General features: G+C 44.9%; 22 protein-coding genes. 6 read left to right on the top strand and 16 right to left on the bottom strand.

What is annotated here, in order from left to right; all coding sequences use genetic code 11:
• Window positions 1-338 precede the first annotated feature (338 nt).
• Entirely contained in the window at window positions 339-1280 is a 942-nt protein-coding gene (locus AC5ZC7_RS03525; RefSeq protein WP_496162090.1) for a hypothetical protein, read from the bottom strand.
• Window positions 1281-1410: 130 nt separating this feature from the next.
• On the opposite strand from AC5ZC7_RS03525, the gene AC5ZC7_RS03520 reads away from it, so the two are divergent.
• From AC5ZC7_RS03520 to AC5ZC7_RS03510, 3 genes are read left to right on the top strand one after another with little or no spacing between them, the layout of a single operon-like run.
• Entirely contained in the window at window positions 1411-2070 is a 660-nt protein-coding gene (locus AC5ZC7_RS03520; protein ID WP_496162091.1) for an iron dependent repressor, metal binding and dimerization domain protein, read from the top strand.
• A 34-nt stretch (window positions 2071-2104) separates the two neighbouring features.
• The gene (locus AC5ZC7_RS03515; RefSeq protein ID WP_496162092.1) at window positions 2105-4003 is read left to right on the top strand and encodes an Nramp family divalent metal transporter; all 1899 of its coding nucleotides are present in this window, start codon (window positions 2105-2107) and stop codon (window positions 4001-4003) included.
• Between the two features lie 22 nt (window positions 4004-4025).
• A complete protein-coding gene (locus tag AC5ZC7_RS03510) occupies window positions 4026-4415 on the top strand; it encodes a thioesterase, FlK family (protein WP_496162093.1) in 390 nt (129 codons plus the stop codon).
• 9 nt (window positions 4416-4424) lie between these two features.
• Here AC5ZC7_RS03510 and AC5ZC7_RS03505 read toward each other — a convergent pair whose 3' ends face one another.
• The 6 genes from AC5ZC7_RS03505 to AC5ZC7_RS03480 form a co-directional block, all read right to left on the bottom strand.
• Window positions 4425-5165 carry a LytTR family transcriptional regulator DNA-binding domain-containing protein gene (locus tag AC5ZC7_RS03505; protein WP_496162094.1) on the bottom strand — a complete coding sequence of 247 codons (741 nt, stop codon included), beginning with the start codon at window positions 5163-5165 and terminating at the stop codon, window positions 4425-4427.
• Complete coding sequence (locus tag AC5ZC7_RS03500; RefSeq protein WP_496162095.1) at window positions 5143-6207, bottom strand: histidine kinase; 1065 nt, start codon at window positions 6205-6207, stop codon at window positions 5143-5145. The genes AC5ZC7_RS03505 and AC5ZC7_RS03500 overlap by 23 nt, the downstream gene beginning before the upstream one ends.
• A gap of 10 nt (window positions 6208-6217) precedes the next feature.
• Window positions 6218-6571, bottom strand: coding sequence for a DUF4288 domain-containing protein (locus tag AC5ZC7_RS03495; RefSeq protein WP_291923432.1), 354 nt, complete (start codon window positions 6569-6571; stop codon window positions 6218-6220).
• A gap of 49 nt (window positions 6572-6620) precedes the next feature.
• Window positions 6621-7358: a LiaF transmembrane domain-containing protein gene (locus AC5ZC7_RS03490; protein WP_496162096.1), complete on the bottom strand. Its 738-nt coding sequence runs from the start codon at window positions 7356-7358 to the stop codon at window positions 6621-6623.
• Between the two features lie 174 nt (window positions 7359-7532).
• Window positions 7533-8201, bottom strand: a complete 669-nt coding sequence (locus AC5ZC7_RS03485; protein WP_496162097.1) for an FAD-binding oxidoreductase — start codon at window positions 8199-8201, stop codon at window positions 7533-7535.
• 30 nt (window positions 8202-8231) lie between these two features.
• On the bottom strand, window positions 8232-8849 hold the full coding sequence (locus AC5ZC7_RS03480; protein WP_496162098.1) for a GDSL-type esterase/lipase family protein: 618 nt from the start codon (window positions 8847-8849) through the stop codon (window positions 8232-8234).
• Between the two features lie 191 nt (window positions 8850-9040).
• Here AC5ZC7_RS03480 and icd point away from each other — a divergent pair, with 191 nt between their 5' ends.
• Together icd and AC5ZC7_RS03470 are read left to right on the top strand one after the other, a co-directional pair.
• On the top strand, window positions 9041-10312 hold the full coding sequence (gene icd, locus AC5ZC7_RS03475; protein ID WP_496162099.1) for an NADP-dependent isocitrate dehydrogenase: 1272 nt from the start codon (window positions 9041-9043) through the stop codon (window positions 10310-10312).
• A 253-nt stretch (window positions 10313-10565) separates the two neighbouring features.
• On the top strand, window positions 10566-11798 hold the full coding sequence (locus AC5ZC7_RS03470) for an NADP-dependent isocitrate dehydrogenase (RefSeq protein WP_477074818.1): 1233 nt from the start codon (window positions 10566-10568) through the stop codon (window positions 11796-11798).
• Between the two features lie 87 nt (window positions 11799-11885).
• On the opposite strand, the gene AC5ZC7_RS03465 is transcribed toward AC5ZC7_RS03470, so the two are convergent.
• The 7 genes from AC5ZC7_RS03465 to AC5ZC7_RS03435 all read right to left on the bottom strand — a co-directional run bounded on the left by AC5ZC7_RS03465 (window position 11886) and on the right by AC5ZC7_RS03435 (window position 19374).
• On the bottom strand, window positions 11886-13556 hold the full coding sequence (locus tag AC5ZC7_RS03465) for a L,D-transpeptidase scaffold domain-containing protein (protein WP_496162100.1): 1671 nt from the start codon (window positions 13554-13556) through the stop codon (window positions 11886-11888).
• 384 nt (window positions 13557-13940) lie between these two features.
• Window positions 13941-14513 (bottom strand): helix-turn-helix domain-containing protein, encoded by a 573-nt coding sequence (locus tag AC5ZC7_RS03460; RefSeq protein WP_496162101.1) that lies wholly within the window; start codon window positions 14511-14513, stop codon window positions 13941-13943.
• Window positions 14514-14516: 3 nt separating this feature from the next.
• Window positions 14517-15380, bottom strand: coding sequence for a hypothetical protein (locus tag AC5ZC7_RS03455; RefSeq protein ID WP_496162102.1), 864 nt, complete (start codon window positions 15378-15380; stop codon window positions 14517-14519).
• A 14-nt stretch (window positions 15381-15394) separates the two neighbouring features.
• The gene (locus AC5ZC7_RS03450; RefSeq protein ID WP_496162103.1) at window positions 15395-15940 is read right to left on the bottom strand and encodes a cation transporter; all 546 of its coding nucleotides are present in this window, start codon (window positions 15938-15940) and stop codon (window positions 15395-15397) included.
• Window positions 15941-16024: 84 nt separating this feature from the next.
• Window positions 16025-16414, bottom strand: a complete 390-nt coding sequence (locus tag AC5ZC7_RS03445; protein WP_496162104.1) for an HYC_CC_PP family protein — start codon at window positions 16412-16414, stop codon at window positions 16025-16027.
• A 142-nt stretch (window positions 16415-16556) separates the two neighbouring features.
• Entirely contained in the window at window positions 16557-18533 is a 1977-nt protein-coding gene (locus AC5ZC7_RS03440; RefSeq protein WP_496162105.1) for a putative porin, read from the bottom strand.
• Between the two features lie 19 nt (window positions 18534-18552).
• Entirely contained in the window at window positions 18553-19374 is an 822-nt protein-coding gene (locus AC5ZC7_RS03435) for a purine-nucleoside phosphorylase (protein WP_496162106.1), read from the bottom strand.
• Window positions 19375-19502: 128 nt separating this feature from the next.
• Here AC5ZC7_RS03435 and sucC point away from each other — a divergent pair, with 128 nt between their 5' ends.
• Window positions 19503-20717: an ADP-forming succinate--CoA ligase subunit beta gene (sucC, locus tag AC5ZC7_RS03430; RefSeq protein ID WP_496162107.1), complete on the top strand. Its 1215-nt coding sequence runs from the start codon at window positions 19503-19505 to the stop codon at window positions 20715-20717.
• Window positions 20718-20787: 70 nt separating this feature from the next.
• On the opposite strand, the gene AC5ZC7_RS03425 is transcribed toward sucC, so the two are convergent.
• Together AC5ZC7_RS03425 and AC5ZC7_RS03420 are read right to left on the bottom strand one after the other, a co-directional pair.
• Window positions 20788-21951, bottom strand: coding sequence for a thioredoxin fold domain-containing protein (locus AC5ZC7_RS03425; RefSeq protein ID WP_496162108.1), 1164 nt, complete (start codon window positions 21949-21951; stop codon window positions 20788-20790).
• Between the two features lie 220 nt (window positions 21952-22171).
• Complete coding sequence (locus AC5ZC7_RS03420) at window positions 22172-24553, bottom strand: transglycosylase domain-containing protein (RefSeq protein WP_496162109.1); 2382 nt, start codon at window positions 24551-24553, stop codon at window positions 22172-22174.
• Window positions 24554-24719 lie beyond the last annotated feature (166 nt).

Genomic DNA, 24719 nt, shown 5'->3' with positions numbered 1-24719 from the left:
ATTGCAAAGGTATAAACTATTCTTATTCTACCAAATATTTTTTGAAAAAACAGAAAAAAAGAGTGCGCAACACTTCTTAAAAATACGCATCAAACCCTTTACCATCCATCATTTCATCAAAAATAAATTTTCATCTTCACAAAATAAAAAAGCATACACTTTTTTGCACTTACATATATTTTGCAGCAATAATGTGCAGGCAAATTTTTAAAGCGGAAAGCATAAAGCAGAAAGCAAAAAGCCTTTGAAGCGAATGATCAATGTGGATATTATCCTACGCTTTATTCATACGCTTCAAAGGCTTTTTGCTTTCTGCTTTCTGCTTTCAGCTTAAAAAGCTACTTCTTTTTTTTCTTTTCTGCTTTCTTCACAAAGCCGCCTTCAAAGAAACATTTGATGCCTCTGTAAGCGCCACAACCGCCAATTTCACGGATGCTCACCCTGCCGGCAGAAAACTGGAATGATATACCACAGGAAGATTCTTTGTCTTTATACTCACCGCGGTTGCCAGCCAGGTAATGGCCTTTACCACTCAGTTCTCCTTTACAGTTACCATTGTCTTTGGTAAACGTAATAAAGAACTGGAACGACTTCGCATCTTCTCCGTCCCGGATAGATACAATATTCATATCTCCCGAAGTATAGTCGCCGGAAAACTTATGTTTACGAGGCAGGGTATCTATCGGGTTAAATATCTGTCCGGCATTCGTTGGTCCGTTTGAGTTAGTCATGATCAGCGTCACGGAACCATCGGCATTCACCGTATAAAAGTCTTCTTTCAATGCACTGCGGGTACCGGAAAGTCTTTTTTCACTGCTGATTTTAATCACATTTTTGTTGTCCAGCAACAACGACATCACGGTGCCATCTGCACTACCGGTATTGGCTACCTTCATCCGGCTCAGGTACTTCCCTTTTTTGTCCATGAAGCAGAGGTAACCTACTGATTGCGATCTGCCCACCGCCTTTACCACCATGTAATTCACCGTACTACCCGGAATACGTTGCAGGGGGAAATAGTTTACACGATCACTTTTAGTGAAATCACCTTTGGTCAGTGTATCGGTCAAAAACCGCATCGCTGAAGTATCCAGGGACAAGGAATCAGCCATTTTCAACTGCAGCGTATCAGCTGTAAGTTTGTAGGGCAAGGTGCTGGGTGTAAATAATGCCTGAAATTCTTCGAGGGTCATTGGCTCATCACCACTACCTGATTTCTTCTTCGATTTGCAGGCCGCTAAAACACCAATAGCCAGTAATAATAAAAGGAAACGCTTCATTGAACAGTTAATTCTTGGCGAAAAGTTAGATATAATTTTTATATATGCGCCGCAAAAATCAAAAAACATACCGGATAGGGAAAAGTTCAGATTTATTATTTAGATTTGTCTAAATAATATTTTAGATAGCATGAATTTATCAGTGGCAGAGGAAAACTATATAAAGTCTATTTACAAGCTCCAGGAAGGCGATGAAGCAGTAAGTACCAACGCACTGGCCTATGAATTGGATACCAAACCGGCATCGGTAACAGACATGGCAAAAAAGCTAAAAGAAAAGAAACTCATCGAATATGAAAAATACCAGGGCATCCTGCTTTCCCCCGAAGGCAGAAAAGCCGCCCTGCAAATTGTAAGGCGTCACCGGCTGTGGGAATGTTTCCTGGTAGACAAGCTGGCCTTCAGCTGGGAAGAAGTACACGAACTGGCAGAAGAACTGGAACACGTACGGAGTGAGAAACTCACCAACCGACTCAGCGATTTCCTCGGCAACCCGGTGCTGGACCCGCATGGAGACCCTATTCCTGATGCCAACGGTAAACTGGCTAAGCCCAGGCCCCAAACATCACTGGATCAAACCAATGCAAAAAGACTGGTAGTCACGGCCGTTACAGACCAATCTACTACCCTCCTTGCCTACCTGAATGCCAAGGGAATCAAACTGGGTACCCAGCTCGAAATCCTGGCGCATTACGAATACGACAACTCTATCGAAATAAAATTGAAACAACAACCTGCAATCACCATCAGCGAACAGGTAGCCAAACACATTATGGTCAGACCTGTTTAAAGGGTATGATTCAGGAACTCCTTTATACATGAGCATGGAACATTTACATTCATCCACATCGCTAAGTGAAGTACATCAGAGTGTAGAAACCAATGGAAAATCCAGGTGGAAAAAGATATTTGCCTTCTTTGGACCGGCCTACCTCGTTAGCGTAGGCTATATGGACCCTGGTAACTGGGCCACGGACCTGGCCGGCGGTAGTCAATACGGTTATAAACTGCTTTGGGTACTCCTCATGAGTAACCTTATGGCCCTGTTGTTGCAAAGCCTGAGCGCACGCCTCGGCATTGTCCGCGGCCGCGACCTGGCGCAGGCCAACCGTGAAACCTATCCACCCGTTGTCAATTTCATTTTATATGTACTGGCGGAAATTGCCATCGCTGCCACTGACCTGGCCGAAGTACTCGGTATGGCCATTGGTATACAGCTGCTCACCGGGCTGCCACTCATATGGGGCGTGAGTCTTACCGTACTCGATACCTTCCTCTTATTGATCCTGCAACGTTACGGCATCCGTAAAATGGAGGGATTTATTATTTCACTGGTAGCCATTGTGGGCGCCTCTTTCCTCGTGGAATTAATTTTGGTAAAACCACAAATGGGCGAAGTCGTCAAAGGCTTTGTGCCGTCAATTCCTGATAATACTGCTTTGTACATTGCCATTGGTATCATAGGCGCTACCGTGATGCCACATAACCTGTACCTGCACTCTGCGTTGGTACAAACCAGGAAAATAAAAAGAGATGACGCCGGTATTAAGCAGGCCATCAAAATGAATTTCCTCGACAGCACCATTGCACTAAACCTGGCATTCCTGGTCAATGCAGCCATCCTCATCCTGGCCGCCGCCGTATTCTTTAAAAGCGGCCGTACCGATGTTGCAGAAATACAGGATGCACACAAATTGCTGGATCAGCTATTGGGTAGTAAACTCGCCCCCATCCTCTTTGCAGTAGCATTGATTGCCGCCGGACAAAGTTCCACGGTAACCGGTACGCTCGCCGGGCAAATCGTGATGGAAGGATACCTCCGTTTGCGCATCAATCCCTGGCTGCGCCGGCTCATTACCCGTTTGCTCGCTATCATCCCTGCGCTGCTAACTATCCTCATCGCCGGCGACAATGAAGTAGGCGCCCTGCTGGTATTTAGCCAGGTATTATTGAGCCTTCAACTGGGATTCGCCATCATTCCGCTGATCCATTTTGTGAGCGATAAGAAAACCATGGGCAACTTTGCCATTTCTACTACTACCAAAATTTTCAGCTGGGCAGTCACCATTTTATTGGTGTATCTTAATATGCGGATGGTATTTACAGAAGCCTTCAGCTATATGTCAGGTACGGGAAATATTTGGATAGATGGTCTTATTATCACGGGCTGCGCCGGCTTTGTGGTACTACTGCTCATCACCATCATATACCCGCTGCGCCGCCGCTACCGCGAAGATGCCGCTGCCGGTATCCATACCACACAGGTATCACTCGGCAATATGGAAAAACCAGTATATAACTGTATCGCCATGGCGCTTGACTTCACCAACAAAGACCGGGAAGTTATCACCAATGCTATTGCACACGGTAACGAACACACGCATTATATCCTGATCCATATCGTAGAAAGTGCCTCGGCCAAATACTTCGGCCACGACTCAGACGATCTCGAAACACGCCGCGACCAGGAACAACTCGATACTTATGTGGCCCTGCTGAAAAGCCGTAACATCAACGCCAGGGGCGTACTCGGCTTCCGGCGCCGTGCCCGGGAAATTGCCCGTATCGTAAAAGAAGAAAATGCCGACTTCCTCGTACTCGGCGGTCATGGACACAAAGGATTCAAAGACTGGCTATATGGCGAAACCGCCAACCAGGTACGACACCAGGTACAGGTGCCTGTACTGGTAGTACAATGGTACCAGGATCCAGGCGAAAAATAACGTAAACGGTTATACGAAAAAAATGCAGCATATCTTCAAACCTGGTGACACCAGGCAATTCAGCCGTATAGTGCGTACGGAAGACAGTGCCGGATTCGACAGTGGTCATGTACATCCTGTATACGCCACCTTTGCCCTGGCCAGGGATGCAGAATGGTGTTGCCGTTTATTTGTGCTGGAAATGAAAGATGCGCAGGAAGAAGGAATAGGTACCAAACTTACAGTAGAACACCTGCGCCCGGCGCTGGTTGGCAGTGAAGTGATTTTTACCGCTACTATCACCCACTTACAGCACCATGAAATTACCTGTAGCTATACAGCTGTATCCGGCGGCAAAGTAATTGCCACCGGCATACAGGTACAAAAAATATTAACAAAGGAAAAACTGGAAAGGCTGTTCGCAGGATTGTAGGAATTACTCCTACAATCCCAGCGCTGCCTTTAGTCGGGGATAACCCGTTTTACTTACTAACACCCTGGCGCCACTGCGTAATATCGCCAGATGGTTTTCTTTTTCGTAAGGATCAATACGGGTTACCTGATTTATATTGAGGATGTAAGAACGGTGTACCCTGGTAAACTGCTGCGGATCGAGCATTTTCTCAAAAAACGCCATGGTTTTATTCTTCAGAAAACTGCCCTCCTGGGTAATAATTTTCACATAATCATCTGCTGCCTCGAGATAATGGATATCCTGTACCGGGATGATTTTTATTTTACCATTCAGCTTAATTACCACGCGGTTACTTTGCGCCGGCGTAGCCGCCGCTGTTTCCAACAATGCGGTGGTATTCGCCGTAGCAGGCGCCTGAAACTGATCCAGCCATTTTTGTACCGCCTTATCAAAACGGTCATTGGAAAAAGGCTTCAGCAGATAATCCACGGCATGTACCTCAAATGCGCGGATAGCATGTTCTTCAAATGCGGTAGTGAAAATAACGGCCGGCATATTTTCTACCAGCTCCAACATTTCAAAACCGGTAATCTTAGGCATTTGTATATCCAGGAAAATGAGATCAGGCTGATGTTGTTGTATCGCTTTTAATCCTTCAAATCCATCATTACATTCCTGCATAACGGTGATCTGCGGGAAGTTTAGCAGGTATTCTTTTACTACCTCACGGGCCAATGGTTCATCATCAATTATTACTGCTTTTATCATGGGTCTGTGGTACTTTGATAGTGGTGGTAAAAATATTTTCGTGTGTGGATGTTTCCATTAAATCCTGTCGGGCAAATAACAGATAAAGTCTTCGTTGTATAGATGTCAGGCCAAATCCGGTGCCTTTATGTGGTTGTTGCAATTCGTTGTCAAATGGGTTTTGTATGGATATATACAGCATATTATCTGCTACCCATGATTTTATGCTGATAGTAATATCACCGGTCGTATCATATAAGCCAAACTTGATAGCGTTTTCTACAACCGGCTGCAGCAGCATTGGCGGCATCGTTTTATTTTCTGTCCCTTCACCGGATATAATATCCGTTGCCAACCGATGGCCGAAGCGTACCTTCTCAATATCCAGGTACAGCTCTAAATACTTCAGTTCTTCTGCAAAAGAAATCCATTGATCATCTTCCCGTTTCAGTGAACCTCTCAGAAAATCAGAGAGCTTCAGCACCATTTCCCGGGCCTCTTTTGGCCGCAACATAATCAATGCGTTGATCGAATTCAGGCTGTTAAACAGAAAATGTGGCTGCAATTGTTGCCGTAATTTAAACAGCTCTGCCTCTCTCACAATTTTCTCTGTTGCTTCCCGGCGTTGCAGCGTTTCCCGTTGTTCTTCTGCATCGTACCATATCTGGCTTCTGAATCCGATGCCGTAAGTCATCATCCAGCCCACCAGTGTATGAATCGGGATGGCATTGTTGAGCCATCCCTGGTATACCGGGTCTTTTGGAAAGGCATTGATCAGTATCCACCGACTCAAACATACCCACAATACAGACAATGCAAAGCTCACTATTGCTACATAACCAAACTTCATGGAGCCTGCAGCCGGCCGGTAATAAGCCACATTGTGGTTGATGATCACGCTGGCAGCTGCCAGCAATATCACGTGTACAAGACTGTCGGTGATGGACTGCCCCAACGGAATATCAAACCAGTAGTATAGTAGTCCTCCGTAAATCAGCAGCCAGATAAGGAAGGAGCAAACGAAAGACCACCAGGCCGTACCTTTTATGATTTGCTTTACCAAAAGTTAGGTTTTATACGTTGAGTTCAAAATATTGTTGTCCCTGTAACTGGGCAGATTTCATTTGCAACCAGGCAATATAAGAATTGGGGTCTCCCGGTTCTTCGATGCGGGAATACAACTCCATACCGTCTGTCAGCTGATCCAGGGTGTATACTTCCGGAACGTTAATGAACTTCCATTGTACCAGCTCCTGTTGTTGATTTTTAAAAGCATATTGTTCCTGTATACCAATTTCACGGGCTTTATCGCAGGCATCTTTTTTGGTAACAGCGCTAATCAATCTTAATTGTTCATCAAATTGCGGGGTATGATTACCTTCTCCGCAGATGATCTGATATACTACTTTCGCAACAAACCAATGCATAAAATAAGATTTAAAAGTTGGAAATAGAAGAGTGAGATATGGTGATTTATCAGGCGTAACTTTTGATTTCAATTCCTCCCATCACACAGGTTCCTTTGAGTATCAGCAGTTTTCCCTGCCCGGCCGGAGGTATCAGGTCCAGGAATCGTTTATCATCCACACCACCCATGATAGAGTTGATATCCACTTTCACGTTCCAGTTGGCCGGTACAATGATTTCGCATCCCCCCATAATAGCCGTTACATCCAGGGTAGCCGTGCCTTCTATATCTGCCTTCATGAAATTAATCACCGAACCGCCCATGATAGCTGTTACATCGCCCCCTCTGAAGGTTTTGGAAGTCACTACTCTATCTACGCTTCCGAAGATGGCGGTAATATCCAGTACATCATCTCCGCTGGCAGAAGTAATGGTGGCGCCGAACTGCTTTTTCTTCTCGGCCCATTCCCGGGTGGAAAAATTCCGTTTGAAAATCACCATCAACCCAATACCGATCATGATTACCGGCCAGATAAACCGGGCCGAATCATAAGGCCAGTTTTGTATTTCGCCCAGGAGGAACACTGTACCTACACCTACCATTACCATCCATCCACCTACCCGGAATCCATGCCGAACACCTAATACGATACCTATTGCAATGAGGATCACCTGCCACGAAAGCCAATAGCTGGGGATATTCAGGTCTAAACGCTGTAACAATAGCACCGTACCTATAATGATCAGGATAAAGCCCCCAACGGACCGGCTCTTTCTTCTTGATTCCTCGATATCTTCGTTTTTCATTGTTTTAATATTTATGATACAAATGTAGAGCGGGCCACGGGCTTTCAAAAGAGGGTTTAGGCTAATCAGGTACACTTACCGGTAAAAAGCAGGAAATTACCGGTAAAAACATCCGGTAATAATTGGCCGGTCATTATCCGCCCCTTATTACCGGATATTATATTAACAGCTAATTTATATTTCTACTGTAACCAGGGCTTCATTGCCGGCCAGCCGGGTAAGGATGCCTTTCAGTTGCTGCACCATTGGATCAGGGCCACAGATATAGAAATGCTGGTTGAAATCGGTAATCTTTTCCTTCAAATAGGCTTCATCAATCGTATGATGATCGTAACCAGGTACTTCCTGCGCGGTCAGCGTATTAATAAAACGCTTACCTAACATACCTTCAAACTCATCTTTCAAAATGATATCTCCCAGGGTTTTATTGGAACAAATCAACTGGTTAGTGCCCAATTGTCCTTTATGTTGTAAGTCACGGAAGATGGCAATAAAAGGGGTGACACCGGCGCCTCCGGCAATAAACACACCGGGTCCTTTATAATGTATGGTACCCCATACATCGTGGAGAATCAGTTGATCACCGGCTTTCAGTTGTCCCAGTTCATGGGTGACACTGTTATGCTCATCATAAATTTTAATGGTAAACTCCAGGTGTTCCCAGTTGGTAAGGCTGGTAAAGGTAAAGGGGCGTCTTTCTTCCTCCCAGCCGGGTTTGTTGATAGACACTTCCGTGGCCTGCCCTGGTACAAAGGTGTATCCCTGGGGCTTTTCAACGGTAAACTGACGAACGTTATGCGTTACGGGGGTAACCGCGAGAATTTTGACGATATGGCTTTCCATGGTGTAGGTTTTCTGATATATGAATGTAGCTTATTTTTTGCCTCCCTGCAAAGCTTGTTGCAACAAGGGGGCCAGGGCAGCCGCCCAGCGACGGTAGTCTTTTCCGGAGGGGTGCAGGCCATCTCCTGCTACCAGTTCCTTATCATGTGCCGCTTCCCGGGTGAAACCGGTGATATCCAGGTAAGGCACCTGCATACGTTGTGCAATGGCCTTATTGGCGGCATTAAAGGCATCTATTTCCCGGGCAATCTTTTCCTGGTCGCGATCCGCGGCAAACGGCGTCACGCCCCAGTCGGGAATAGAGAGTACCACCACATGAGCGGGCCTGTTGCCGGCAAATGCAATGGCCTGTTGCAGCAATGCCGCAAATTCCGTTTCATAGGATAATAAAGCATAGCCCCGGTATTGGTTATTCACGCCAATTAGCAGGGTTACTACATCATATGTTTGTTTAATATGTGCAGCGGTAATCCCCGTGGCCAGTTCATCGGTGGTCCAGCCGGTGGTGGCAATAATTTCCGGAGTTTCCACGGAATAGCCTTGTTGGCGCAGTAAAGTGGCGGTTTGTACGGGAAAACATTCTGCATAGGCTACCTGTTCACCAACGGTATAACTATCGCCCAGCGCGAGATATGTAATGGGAGTCATGGTGGTATCTAAGATTTTGTTGCTACCGAAAAATGTGTAGCAAAATAACATTAATCCTAACATAAGCAAAAAGTTATATGCAGCTGGAGAATTTGTGCAATTAAGACAAGAAACTGGCCCGTCTTTAAGGGGAAAAGCGTTACCTTTGCACCCGATTACAACAATTACGTAACGCATAAAGAAACCGTTTTATGCCGGCAGAAAAAATATCGATGAACAATGGCCTGTTACAGGTCCCCGCACAACCAATCATCCCATTTATAGAAGGCGACGGAATAGGTCCGGACATTTGGAAAGCCAGTGTTCGTGTATTCGACGCAGCTGTTGAGAAAGCCTATGGTGGTGATCGGAAAATTGAATGGAAAGAAGTACTGGCAGGTGAAAAAGCCTTCCAGCAAACAGGTGAATGGCTGCCTAAAGAAACGCTGGATGCACTGAAGGAATACCTGGTGTCTATCAAAGGACCACTGTCTACCCCTGTTGGTGGCGGTATCCGCTCCCTGAACGTAGCAATGCGCCAGGAACTGGATCTCTACGCTTGCGTAAGACCTGTACGTTGGTTTAACAAAGTACCTTCTCCTGTGAAACATCCGGAGAAAGTGGACATGGTGATTTTCCGTGAAAATACAGAAGACATCTATGCCGGCATTGAATACATGACAGGTACGCCTGAATGTAAAAAACTGCTCGATTTCCTGCAAAATGAAATGGGCGTTAAGAAAATCAGGTTCCCGGAAACTTCTTCACTGGGTATCAAACCCGTATCTATAGAAGGAACGGAAAGACTGGTACGTGCTGCTATCAGCTACGCACTGGAACACAAACGTCCTTCCGTTACCCTGGTACATAAAGGCAACATCATGAAATTCACAGAAGGTGGTTTCAAGAACTGGGGCTATGAACTGGCGGAAAAAGAATTCGGCGATTCAGTATACACCTGGGAACATTGGGAAAAAACCAAGAAAGAACTGGGTGAAGAAGAAGCTAACAAAGAACTGAAAGTAGCACTGGCGAAAGGTAAATTGCTGATTAAAGATGTAATCGCAGATAACTTCCTCCAACAGATTCTGCTGGCGCCACAGGACTATTCTGTAGTAGCTACCCTGAACCTGAACGGTGACTATATTTCTGATGCACTGGCTGCTGCAGTAGGTGGTATTGGTATTGCCCCTGGCGCCAACATCAACTACAATACCGGTTATGCCGTATTTGAAGCTACACACGGTACTGCTCCCCGCTTCGCCAACACCAACACCATGAACCCATCGTCAGTAATCCTGAGTGGCGTAATGATGCTGGAGTATATGGGCTGGAAAGAAGCCGCTGAAATCATTGTTCACGGCCTCAGCACCGCCATCATGCGTAAACGTGTTACCATCGACTTCTACAACCTGATGGATGATGCGACCCTGGTTAAAACCAGCGAGTTTGCGGATGAAGTGATTAAACAAATGCAACACTAAGCAGAAAGCGTAAAGCAGAAAGCAAAAAGCTATTATAGCGAATGACAGAAGCGGGTATTAAGTTACTAATACGCTTCTGTCATTCGCTATAATAGCTTTTTGCTTTTTGCTTTACGCTTTCTGCTTTTAACTTAATATTGGGTTAATTTTGTTTTTTACACAGCTATTCGTATTTTTCGTGATTATCCCGCAAGGGACTCGCTTGAATAATTGTTGTGAATCGCTTTTAATCTAATTTTTTAAAAAACCCGAAATGGCAGAAAAAATTAAAGTTGCTAATCCGGTAGTCGAACTGGACGGTGATGAGATGACACGAATCATCTGGAAATTCATCAAGGACAAACTGATACTTCCATACCTGGACGTTGAAATTAAATATTATGATTTGGGCATGGAGCATCGTGATGCTACCAATGACCAGGTAACCATTGATGCTGCCAACGCTATCAGAGAAGTAGGCGTAGGTATCAAATGCGCTACCATTACACCTGATGAAGAGCGTGTAAAAGAATTTAAGCTGAAACAAATGTGGAAATCACCGAACGGCACTATCCGTAATATCCTGGATGGTACTGTATTCCGTGAGCCTATTGTGATGAGCAATGTTCCACGCCTCGTGCCTAACTGGACAGCGCCTATTTGTATTGGTCGTCACGCTTTTGGTGATCAGTACCGTGCTACCGATTTCGTTACAAAAGGAAAAGGTAAACTCACCATCAAATTTGAGGGTGAAGATGGCCAGGTAATTGAACACGAAGTATACAACTTCAAAGGCGACGGTGTTGCACTCGCTATGTACAACACCGACGAATCTATCAAAGGCTTTGCACGTGCATGTTTCAACCAGGCACTGATGAAAAAATGGCCTTTGTACCTGAGTACTAAAAATACCATCCTGAAAAAATATGATGGCCGCTTTAAAGATATCTTTGAAGAGATCTATCAACAGGAATTCAAAACTGCTTTCGATGCAAACGGCTTAACTTATGAGCACCGTTTGATCGATGACATGGTGGCCAGCGCACTGAAATGGCATGGTAACTTTGTATGGGCTTGTAAAAACTACGATGGCGACGTACAATCTGATACCGTTGCACAAGGTTTTGGTTCCCTCGGTCTGATGACTTCTACCCTCATCACACCAGATGGTAAAACCATGGAAGCAGAAGCAGCACATGGTACTGTAACCCGTCACTACCGCGAACACCAGGCAGGTAAACCTACTTCTACCAACCCCATCGCTTCCATCTTCGCATGGACCCGTGGCCTGGAATTCCGTGGTAAACTGGATAACAACCAGGCACTGATCGACTTCTGTACTGCACTGGAACAAGTTTGTATTGAAACTGTAGAAAGTGGTAAAATGACCAAAGATCTGGCCGTTTGTATCCATGGTAACAAAGTAGAACATGGTAAACACTACCTTTATACAGAAGAATTCCTGGATGCGCTGGATGCAGCTCTGAAAGCGAAGCTGAAAGCATAAGGCAGCCAACATAAAGCTATAAAAGCAGATGACCAAAGCAAGGAGTAATATCCGCTTTGGTCATCTGCTTTTATAGCTTTTTACTTTCTATATCTTCATCTTCTTACGTAATACTTTATCTTCTCCATAAATATCATCAAAGAAAATAAGATTACCATTTTGCCCTTCTGCGGTAAAGTAACGCAGGTAAATAGGAATATGTTTAGGTAGATCTACCTGTTTCTTTTCTTCCCGCGCCAGCCATACACGGATGCTATCACCACTGTGTCTTACGCTATCCGCACGCACCAGGTACTGCGCCAGGCTATCCCATTGCTGTACCCGCACACAACCATGGCTCATGGCGCGCATCGAATTTTTGAATAACCCGCGGTTATTGGTATCATGCAGGTATACACTGTATTTATTACGGAAGTTAAACTTCATCACCCCCAGGGAGTTATCAATACCATCCATTTGCCGCAATACGTAAGGGAAATGCCCTTTGCTTAATTTGGCCCAGTCAATGGTGGCCGGATCTACGGTATTACCATCTTTATCAATTACCTCCAGGTTCTTGGAAGCCAGGTAACCTACATTCTTCTTGATGGCTGGCAGCATCTCTTTAAACACAATACTGTATGGAACGCGCCAGTATGGATACATCATGAAGTTAGTCATGTAAGAGTTCAGCAATGGCGTACGTGTACGTGGTGCACCCACAATTACCCGCGACTCCAGCCTCACTTCTCCGCTATCCATTACTCTCAATGTATAGCCTGGCACATTGACCATGATGTATTGTGTTGGCAACGTATCCGGCAATTTACGCCAGCGGTCCAGGTTTACTGCCGCCTGCATGATCCAGTCGTGCATAGAGCGGTTGAGCGCCATTACCGTTCTTTTGCCCGCTACACCATCCGGATAAATATTAAACTCTTTCTGAAAAGCTTTAATCCCTGTTTTAATCAGCGTAGTATCTACGCTACGTCCGGTAGTATCCAGATGTCCGCTTTGCACCAGGCGATTTATCACCAATTGTTTGAAAGCCACGGTATCCGTGTAGTTCAACGGCAAGGTGTCCCAGTGATAATGGCCGTATTTGGATTTAAAAGTCTGTATCCCTTCCTTGAGTGCGAGGTAGCCTGCATGTACCGGTTCCTGCGCGTGCAGTACAGTGGCTACATTTTTATCGGCTAATGCCTGTTTCAGGGAAGCTATCAGCTGGCTGTCAGTAAACAGTGAATCTTTTTTAAGGGTAACACTGTCGCGTGGCGCCACGCCAAAACGCAGGTCGGAGGCCATTTTCATGAAGGCGTCTGTCATCAGCACGTCCACTTTGGCCCATAATGCGGCGTCTTTTTTAGCAGTAGCATCGCCGTTAATCTGTTCCAGGGCGGCAGTCAGCGCAGGACCATGGTACTGAGCCGGCAGCAATCCAACGTCTTCTGCATGTTGTATCATATACAACATGGAGTCCGCAGCAGGATTCACCACCCCGTTCTTAGACCATTGTCCGGTGGGCTTATCGGCGCCATAAAATTCCTGAATAGCAGAAGGACGGAACGCTGTAATGCTGTCTTCCAGTTCACCTTCATTGTCTTTTAGGGCAGACAGACGTTCTGTGATATTGTCTGTAATCACTTCGTCCAGTTGTCTGATGTTTGCTACAATCTGTTTTTGTTTGGGGGCGGTATGCTTTTTTTTATTGACACAGGCTAACAACAAGCACACTCCAGATCCGCATAACAAACTGATAATAAAATTTTTGTTCTTCATCTGCAGTTAATCGCTATAGTAAAGATAGGCATTTACAAATACTGTGCAGAAAATTTTTGTCCGGGATCAGGATTAGACTGATTACACTGATTTTATTGATCTTGTAAAAAAAAAAGAAGGGAGATATAGGCATCTGCGTATATCTCCCTTCTTCCTTTAAAATCAAAAAATAAAATCAGTATAATCAGTCTAATCCTGATCCCAGACACCATCCGCTACCTGCAACAGTCTTTCTTCATAAACAACGACTGCAATACTTTCAGTATACCTGTTAATATCTTTTTCATGTGAAGATTTTTTAAAAAAGAGGCTACGATGTGCAGCAGCCTCTTTTTAAACTAAAACTAAAACAACTAACTTTTATATCTTACGCCAACGGGTATACTATATCTTGTCTAATGGTATACGCCCGGGGGCCTTCAATTGTTTAAATTTGCTGGGTGTTAATCCGGTTACTTTTTTGAACTGAGCCGATAAATGCGCTACGCTGCTGTATCCCAGCTTATAACTGATTTCACTTAAACTTAATTCATTATATACCAGCAACTCCTTTACTTTCTCTATTTTCTGCTGAATAATATACTGCTCGATGGTAGTGCCTTCTGTTTCAGAAAAAAGATTACTGAGATAATGATAATCTTTCTGCAACTTCCCTGCCAGTAAAGTAGAAAAGTTTTCTTTCATTTCATCCAGCTCAGAATGATGTACCGCCTGTACCACAATGCTTTTGATACCGGCAATCAACTGCTGCTTTTTATCATCTATCAGTAAAAATCCTTCCTTTTGCAGGGTGTCTGCCAACACTTGTAAGGTTTTGTCCGGCACGGTACCCGCTACTGTTACTTTGCCCAGCTGAATATCCTTAATTTCCAGTTTTTCCGCGGTGATGGCTGAGGAAACCACCTTGATGCAACGCGGACAAACCATATTCTTTATAAACAGATCTGTTGTTGCCATCATTTATTTTTTTATAATATTAAAGATATTGTGTTCAAATCGTATTAAAAAAGAATTGAACGTATTTCGTGGCATGTCCCCGGCTACCTGCGCACGATAGGATAAATCCAGCCTCGTTGTGCTGTTAAAAATAAACTGTATGGCCGGAGCTACATCCAGGTAGGATCCGCGGCCCACCTTATCTGTATTGGTTTTACCCAGCAGCTCCACATATAAGTTCAGGTTGGTTTGCTGAAAGTTTTTATACTTTACCGGCAGCACCAGGTATCCGGCGGAAAGACTATAATTGACCGAATTTTTTGAGAAATCTTCGGGGATATTATCTTTCACATTGTTCATATAACGGGAATACCCCAACGTTGTTGATAAAGCCAGCTTGTGTAACAGTTGTGTAGCAATAATACCACCGCTTGCACCAGAAGTAGCTCCTTCCAGGTCCAGTTCCCTATTGTTATAAGGGCGTGCCGGATGTGTACCATCGGCCATTACAGGATAGTAAGGGTTATCTACCAGGGAGCCTCTTACATAAGCCGCCATCCGGAAATGGGCATGCTGCTGGTCGAGCGACAGGAAGCGGTATTTGGCATATACACCTCCCCCCTCTGCGCGGATAGACGACTGCATCATATTGGATGCATAGCCCAGTACATGCACCATCAGTTTTTTATTGACGCCCCACATCACTTCCGGCTCCAGGCGCATCCCGGTTTCGCGGGTATGCTCCATGTTAAAGAACTTATTGGTGAGTCGTATGCCAAGAGAATTAGCGGGCATATTGCTCGCAGGTTCTGTATTGACATATAATTCCTGCGCGGTTGCTCCTATTCCGGCCATGAGGACCATGGCTATCATTATAAATTGCTTCATATACCCAACAAGTATTAAATGGTCACGTGATAAATTCTGCCAGAAGTATTACCTGTATTGGTTTTGCAGCAGTCACCCATCATACCCGTTTTATAGCAGGGCATACTTGTTTCAGTACTGAATTTTTTAAATTGTTTAGCGGAAACAAAATTCTTGTCGATAACGGTAATGTCTTTATCGCCACTTAATACCTGGTTTTTCACATCCATAAAATGAAGGGTACTACCGGCAAAGCTAACGTGCGTGTCATTTTGCACAGACAGCGCATCAAAATTAGCGGTCATTACCAGTTTGCCGATAGAGAAACCGGCGTCTTCCACTTTGGCTTTAATGGCATCAATATTTACTGGTACACCGGTTTTGAAAGTCAGTATAAAAGTAGTGTTATCGAGGTCGGTATCTATTTTATCCACAAAAGGCAATGATTGCAATGACTCATAAGTAGCTTTCGAACACATAGCACAGGTAAGGCCTGTAGCATGTACCGCCGCTTTTTTGAATTGCGCATTTGCGCCAAAAGATAAACCCAGTGCGAGTAATATAACAGTGATTGTTTTCATGATCTGATTCAGTTAAATAAATGAAGAAAATACGGCCACGTAGTGATGGCTCCGCTCCATGCGGGCATTACAAATACAGCCGGATCAGATCAGGAAAGTGCAGTTTCGGATAAAAATGGGGGTCTTGAGGAGATCAGGCGGATCATGGTGATAATCGCCTGCCAGGATGTTTGATTCTGCCAAAATTGGTACTGCCAGCGTTTTTACCGGCAATTCCAGGGCGATGTCCAGGCTGAAATTCTGCTGCAGGGCTTTGGCAGCCTGATGCGACTCTGTTACCTTACAGAACTTAAACTCATCTTTACAACAATCCATGCCCTTTGCCGGCATTTTGCATATCCGGCACTCGTGTGCCTCGGCTTCCTGCCAGTCAATGCCCGCCAGTTTGCCCATGCAATAATGCACGTTGATCGTAAACCCGCTGGTGAGCGTGGTATACAATACGGCAAATAATATGACAAAAAATCGCTTCATGATGAAGTCCCAAAGATAGCGAAAAAAGCCGATAAAGCTTTTAGCCGTTAGCTTTTAGCTTTTAGCAAAATGCCACGGAGATTAACATATCACATGTTCTCCGTGGCATTTTGCTAAAAGCTAAAAGCTAACGGCTAAAAGCTTAATTGATAAACCACCACCGCAGCCCCACCCTAAAGGCAAAGTTGTTCAAAGGATACAACGGCGCTGCATAGTTATTATTGGTAATGAAAGTATTTAAGTTTTCTGCTCTGACATAGGCAGAGAAGGATTTGATACGGAAATTGGCAAATGCCGCCATATCCGGTAACGGATTATTGATCTTTTGTGTTTGCTGGTAGATGAACTGACCTGTCAACGGGGAATAGTCATCCGCATAATAGCTGGTATTATAACGGAATTCCAGGCCGGTGATGAGGTTCAGGTTCGTATACAGCTTCTTCTCAAAAGTAAAGCGGTTACGGGTCCAGAGTGTGGGCACATTCAGTGGTCCGTTGCCATGTAATTGCTGGAAGGCAACATCCAGGTACCAGGCAAACGGTGCTACCACAAACTTCTTGCTGAACGTGATTTGCAACAGGTTGAACAGGGAACCATACTGTTCGCTGTGATAATAATCTTTGAAATAGGTGTAGTTCGTTAACAGGAAATAATTTACCGCCAGGGTGTATTGCAACTTTTTATTAACAGAGGCAAATTGCAGCTGAGTGGTATTTTGCTTGGCCAGCGAGGTATTATACCAGGCATCCTGGTTGCTGTTAAAATACTTATACACGTAAGATGGCTCGCGGTTTACGTTATTCACCGACAGTTGTACATCTCCAAAAAGATCATTAATGTGCCGGCTCAAACTACCATATACGCCGTAATCACCAATATTTTGTCCCACCACATAAAACTCTCCCTTTGCAGAGAAGTCCCATTTCTGGTTACGGGTTCTGTTACGGTATTCTCCATGTACCGCCAGGTTGCTGAAATTAATGTCGGCATCGAGGAAGGTGCCTGTTATACTTTCAAACCGGGCCCCCAGGTTAATAAAGTGGGCCTGGTTGCCACGAACCGGGAACTGTATCAGCGACAGGTCGTTGGAAATCATTTTCCATTTATGCTGGGCATTCACGGTGTCTGCCGGTACAAAATTGTAATGTTTGGTATAGAAAGCGGTGTCTGGCTGACTGTCAATAAACCCGTAGTCGTCGTTCTGGTAATTAAAGGTGTATTGCACGCGGAATACCGGGTCATATTTGTAAATATCCAGGGTATCATTCACGTGAATACTGTCGCCGCGGCCCCAGTCGTACTGCTGCTGAATCAGCAACCCGGTTTCCCGGTAGCTGGATTTCACGGGCAGTGTGCCTCCTCCAAAGAAAGAGTAGGTTTGGGAGGCGTCGGTTCCCAGGTTTACCGGCAAACTTTTACGTTGTTTGTAATCCGGGTTCTTTAACAGGGAATCGTATCTAAGCCCTCCATTCTCCCCTCCATTGATCTTATTGTAGTAGAAGCTGAAGTAGGTATTGGCGCGTTTATTTTTGCTCTGATAACGGGCGGTAAAACGATAAATATCGTGGTTGGTATTCTGGGTCCGGTAATATCCCGGCGCATTTATTTTGCGGTAGTCGAACGCAAAGTTGAAACGTTCGGTCCGGTTTTGCGTATGCGATAGCCCGATTACCTGTTCCTGCTTGCTACCTACCAGGTATTGCAATTCCGTATAGGGGCGGGTGGTATAATAAAATTTCGCGTCCTTATGGGTGTTGGAATAGATATCGTACGAGTGAAAACCGGCGTCAAATCCGGGTTTCATAAGTGGCGTATAGATAATATTATACTCTGCGCTACCGGTATTACCGAGGGTCACGTAATTGGAAGGTACCCGCAGGTAGTTCGACTGGAAGTCGGCTACAGAAGAATCTATTCTATAACGTACCGGGTCGCCGAGCAGCTTATAGGTCAGGGTGATGGTATCCAGCTCGTGTTCATGCTTTCCGGTATCCCGCTGCATTTTGCTGCTGCCACCTCCGCCTCCGCCCATATTGCCGAAGCGGCCGGAGTTAAACTGGGCCTGTACTTGATTCCCGCAAAAAAACAGCAGGGCTATGAAAATGAAAATTTGCCTCATCCGAAAGTAACAAAAGCGTTTATAGTTGCCGGATTAATTCACTAAAGATAAGCGTAAGCTTAGGTTCTGCTGCTTTGGCAGCCGCCAGTACTTCCTCATGAGTAATCACATTCTCTTCTTCCCGGATACCGATATCGGTAATCACACTCATGGCAAATACTTTCAGGCCGGCATGCGCCGCTACAATTACTTCGGGTACGGTGCTCATACCTACGGCATCGCCTCCTATGATATGCATGTATTTGTATTCTGCCCTGGTTTCAAAGGTAGGGCCCTGCACGCCTACATATACGCCGCTGTGTAAAGATATATTGTTAGCAGCAGCTATTTTATTAGCGGCTTCAATCAGTGTTTTGGCGTAAGGTTCGCTCATATCCGGGAAACGGGGCCCCAGGGTATCTTCATTTTTACCGCGCAGCGGGTGTTCCGGCTGCAGGTTAATATGATCCCGGATAATCATCAGGTCACCCACGTTAAAGGCCGGATTCATGCCTCCGGCGGCGTTGGAAATAAATAATGTATGAATTCCCAGTGCTTTCATGACACGAACAGGAAAAGTCACCTGCTGCATGGAAAATCCTTCATAAAAGTGAAAACGCCCTGCCATGGCCACCACAGGCTTTCCCTGCATGTATCCCAGGATTAATTTACCCGAATGCCCCTCTACGGTAGATTCAGGAAAATGTGGGATATCGCTGTAAGGAATTTCTATGCTACCGGTTATTTCCCCTGTCAGGTTACCTAGTCCGCTACCCAGTATAATCCCGGCTACCGGCTTATCCTGCCAGAATTTGCTGATATATTCTCCCGCTGCTGTGATCTTTGCTGTTAGTTCACTCATCTGTTTATACATTAATTAAAAGTCGGATTTAAAAAACAAACCCGCGCAAAGTTATTTTTTAATTCACAAATGACTGCAGTTTTATATTTAAATCATAATGACCTAATTTAGCGGCAAATTTTATTCCGATGAACTTACACGAGTACCAGGCTAAAGAACTGTTGAAAAAATATAATGTACCGGTACAGGAAGGCATCCCGGTGGATACCCCTGAAGCGGCTGCGGAAGCATATAAGCAGCTGAAAGTGCAATTTGGTAATGAATTTGCCGTTGTAAAAGCCCAGATTCACGCGGGTGGACGCGGAAAAGGTAAGATCCGTGGTACCGAACAAAGAGGTGTGGCCGTAGGAAAAAATGCAGAAGATATCAAAACCATAGCAGGCAATATACTGGGCGGCACCCTGGTAACCATCCAAACCGGCGACGCTGGTAAACTGGTGAATAAAGTGCTGGTGGCACAGGATGTTTACTATCCAGGCGCTAACCCGGTAAAAGAATTCTACCTGTCTATCCTGTTGGATCGTGCTAAAAGCCAGAATGTTATCATGTATTCTACCGAAGGTGGTATGGATATCGAAGAAGTAGCACACAGCACCCCTGAGAAAATATTCAAAGAATGGGTAAAACCAAATATGACCCTGCAGCCTTTCCAGGCACGTAACATTGCTTTCAACTTCGGTTTAAGCGGTGAAGCGTTCAAAAACATGGTGAAATTTGTGACCAACCTCTATAACGCATACGTAGGACTGGATTGCAGCATGCTGGAAATCAACCCACTGTTCAAAACCAGCGACGAAAAAATCATTGCCGTAGATGCGAAAGTAAACCTGGACGACAACTCCCTGATGCGTCATCCTGACCTGGAAGCACTGCGCGATATTTCAGAAGAAGATCCTACTGAAGTAGAAGCCAGCAAATTCAACCTCAACTTCGTAAAACTGGATGGTAACGTAGGCTGTATGGTAAATGGCGCCGGGCTGGCCATGGCTACCATGGATATGATTAAACTGAGCGGTGGTGAACCAGCTAACTTCCTGGACGTAGGCGGTACTGCTAACGCACAAACCGTAGAAGCAGGTTTCCGTATCATCCTGAAAGATCCTAAGGTAAAAGCAATCCTGATCAATATCTTCGGTGGTATTGTTCGTTGCGACCGTGTGGCACAGGGTGTAATTGATGCTTACCAGTCTATTGGCAACATCAACGTTCCGATCATTGTTCGTTTACAAGGTACCAACGCTGCAGAAGCAAAGGCACTGATCGAACAAAGCGGTCTGAAAGTACAGTCAGCTATCCTCCTGAGCGAAGCTGCTGCACTGGTTAATAAAGCAGTAAGTGCATAATTAAGTGCATCCATCATATAGAAAATGCCGCCACGCGTAACGCGTAGCGGCATTTTTTTTTACCTCCTGCCTAACTGTTCAATTTCGCCAATTCTTGCTCGTAACCGCTTGCGGATTGACCCATGATCCGGGCTTTTGCTACCAACCAGGTAAAATAGGTCTTCGCCAGGTCCCTGCGATTTCTCTCCAGGCACATATACGCTACCGCATTCAGGGCCTCCAGGTTGGAAGCTTGCGTGAGCGCCGGTTCTGCCCATTTGATATATAAATCTTTCAGGGAAGGATCCTTCCCCATTTCATTATTCAGGTAAAACACCATATAACGAATCCGGTTGTTGTCCCGGTCATGTTGTGCGATCGCAAATTCCAGGAACGCCTTGGCATTCTTACAGGTTTTAAAGAGATAATTTTCCGCATAGTACATCTGTGCTTCGTGCCAGTCTCCTGCATTATAAATACCCTGTTGCTTCACTAAAAAAGCGTCAAATGCCGGTACATCATATTGCTTTGGTAAAGCTGCTATATCCTGCTTCAGCAACTTTTTAAAGATATTATCTGTCAGCATTTTACCGAAACGGGCTTCGTAGGTAGTTTTATTGTTGAGATAAAATTCCCGGTAGGTATCCGGCAGTTTCCCTACTACCTGCATAGCCTTGAACACGGATTCCTTATAAAAATCCTGTTGACCCAACAGGTATTTCGTTACCACTTCTGCCTCAGGATATTTGCGATCCTTTGCAAAGAAAAAAGCGTTGTAGAATTCCGGGTCATCTCTTTTCAGACTATTCCCGAAGCCCGTTAATGAAACGCCTGCTTTATACTGATCAGTACAGCCCTGCAGGAATTTCAAAAAGTCAGGGACTTCCTGGTAACCGCTGCTGGTGCTAATCAAGTTACCATCACCCGAAATAATGAGATAGGTAGGAAATCCGGTCATGAAATACTTGGCGCACAGCTCTTTTCCGAATTCTTCTTTAAATACATCGTAGCCGGTGCATACAAAGTTTTCTTCCATGTATTTTTTCACCTCCGGGCGCGGAAAAACTTTGACTTCCATGTCTTTACAGGCATGGCAACCTTCAAAATACGTGTCAATAAAAATGGGTTTGTGTTCTTTCTTTGCTTTGGCGGTCAGTTCTTTCCAGGAGCCTTTGATAAATTGGGTGCTATCCTGTGCCAGGGCGGCAAAGGGCAACAAGCCCGCCAATAGCAGTGCTTTTAATGCATACTTCATGATACTTTTTTTAATGGTTTGGTTTGGTAACGTGAAGCTAATAAACAGGATGACAATCCCTACAGCAGTTTGTTTATTGGCCAATAAAATATATAAGCGGTTATATAAGCGAAAAGCAAAAAGCTATTGCAGCGAATGATAAGAGCGGAAATTAATACTCGCTCTTATCATTCGCTGCAATAGCTTTTTGCTTTTCGCTTTATGCTTTCTGCTTAATAAATTAGTCGTTTTTCTTAGGCGGAGCCGGCATCGTAGCCTTGGGCTTGTCCTTCTGTTCCTCTTTTGGTTTAGGCGCCGGCGCAGGAGGCGGCGTTGTTTCCGGTTTGTCTGCACCTGGTGTTGCATAATCACTGGCATCACCGGAGCCATAATCATCTGCCGATCCATTACCTACATTTTCTGACTCTGCACCTGGTTTTACGTTAGAATCATAGTTCATATAGATATCGTCCTCGCTCATGTTAGCAGGAACCGGGAAGTGATCATTAGAACTGATTTTCAGGGTTGGATCTGCATATACCTTCTGCATGAAATACGCCCAGATAGGCAGGCCGGTATTAGCACCCTGTCCGATGGCAGTAGTGCTGAAGTGGATAAAGTTGTTTTCACAACCTACCCAGGCGCCCGCCAGGATCTTAGGGGTATAACCCATGAACCAACCATCGGTATTATCGTTGGTCGTACCGGTTTTACCAGCTATTTCACCCTGGATGTTATAACGGGAACGCATACGCGCACCGGTACCGCCCGGCGCTACCACTCCTTCCATCATTTTTACCATGGTATAGGCCTCTTTCTCACTGATCACTTCACGTTTTACCGGGGCAAATGTTTCGAGGATATTACCGTTTCTGTCTTCTATACGGGTAATATAAATAGGCTTGGTATTGATACCTCTTGCCGGGAACATGGTATAGCCCTGCAACAGTTCATACAAAGAAATCTCCACCGCACCCAGCGCAATAGCCGGATAAGCCGGGATATCGCTGCTGAAGCCTACTTTATTTTTAGCAAAATCGGCAAATGGTTTGGCGCCAATCTGTTTAATCAGGTAAGCAGCTACCAGGTTGAGCGATTTTGCTAACGCACCCGCCATTGTAATACTACCACCTGTGCTACCTTCCGAGTTATGCGGGGTCCAACCATTAATATTAATAGGTTCGTTGGGCAATACCGTATTAGGCGACATACCATTCATGATCGCAAAGCAATACAGGAATGGTTTGAAGGTAGAACCCACCTGCCGGCGTGTTTTAGCTACGTGGTCATTTTTGAAATAACGGAAGTCCGGTCCGCCTACCCATGCTTTTACCTCACCACTTTCGGGATCCATTGCCATAAAGCCTGCCTGTAAAATAGCGCGACTGTATTTGATGGAATCCAGTGGGGTCATCACGGTATCAATTTCGTTCAGATCTGGTTCTGTGGCACTTCTCCAACCAAACACCTTCATACGGGTAGGGGTGTTAAAGACCCGGGCAATGGTAGAATCATCCACTTCCTCTTCTTTTAGGGACTTGTAGCGGTCAGATTCTTTCATGTATTGATCCAGGTATTTTGGCCATTTCTTCCAGATACTGCCTGTTTTTACATCATTTTGAGCGTTGAGCGACTTTTGCAGTACTGCCAGGTGTTTAGCCACAGCTTCTTCTGCATACAACTGCATTCTTGGATTGATGGTGGTATATATTTTCAACCCATCCCGGTAAAGATTATATTCATGGCCATCTGCTTTTTTATGGTTCTTACACCATGCTTTCAGCTCATCTCGTAATACTTCACGGAAATAAGGCGCCAGTCCTTTATTATGGTCAATTTTATTATAGTGTAGTACAATCGGTTTGCTCTTCGCGGAGGCAGCTTCGCCTGGTGTAATAAAGCCGGCAGCCTGCATATTGTCGATCACCTGGTTACGGCGATTGAGCGCCCATGCCGGGTTACGACGGGGATTATAAACGGTATTTCCTTTCAGCATACCTACCAGGATAGCAGCTTCCTCTATGGATAAGTGACCGGCATCTTTACTGAAAAACGTTCTGGCGCCATTTTCAATGCCATATACGTTATCACCAAATGCCACGGTATTAAGATAGAGCGTCAGAATTTCCTGCTTGGTAAAGTTTCTTTCCAGCTTTACGGCAATAATCCACTCTTGTATTTTCTGAAAAGCACGGCCAATAGGGTTCCCGGAACGTTGTTTACCCAGGTTATCTGTTTGCAGGTTCAGGGCCAGCTGCTGGGTGATGGTACTGGAACCACGTTTTTTACCGAGCATCAGGTAAAAAGGAATGGCCAGTGTGCCTTTAGCGTCAATACCGGAGTTATCGTAAAACCTGGTTTCTTCTGTTGCAATCAGCGCGTTGATCACGTTTTTGGAAATCTCATTGTAATCACTACTGGAGCGATCTACCTGGTAGTATTTACCCAAAATGGTACCATCGTCTGCAATCACTTCTGCTGCCAGTGCTGCACGGGGATTTTCCAATTCTTCCATAGAAGGCATACTGCCAATCACACGGAAATTAATGAGTAAAACAAAGAGAACAAGTAATGCTAAGATACCAAAAGCCACCCGCCACAATATTTTCACCGATTTTTTCATGCGCTTATATGATTTGTTTTATGGCCAAATTGCCGGATTCCTGTCAAATGAATGGCAATTTATTACTATCCGTTGGCTATATATGTAAATTTTTCAATAAAGTTCTACTGCAATAAATAAGCCCGTTTATAAGAGCCTGACCGACAAAGCTATTTAAATTTCCAAA

This window comes from Chitinophaga sp. 9-1-y, assembly GCF_059511905.2.
The sequence above is the reverse complement of the archived record's forward strand: the minus strand, read 5'-3'. Positions and strand labels throughout refer to the sequence as shown.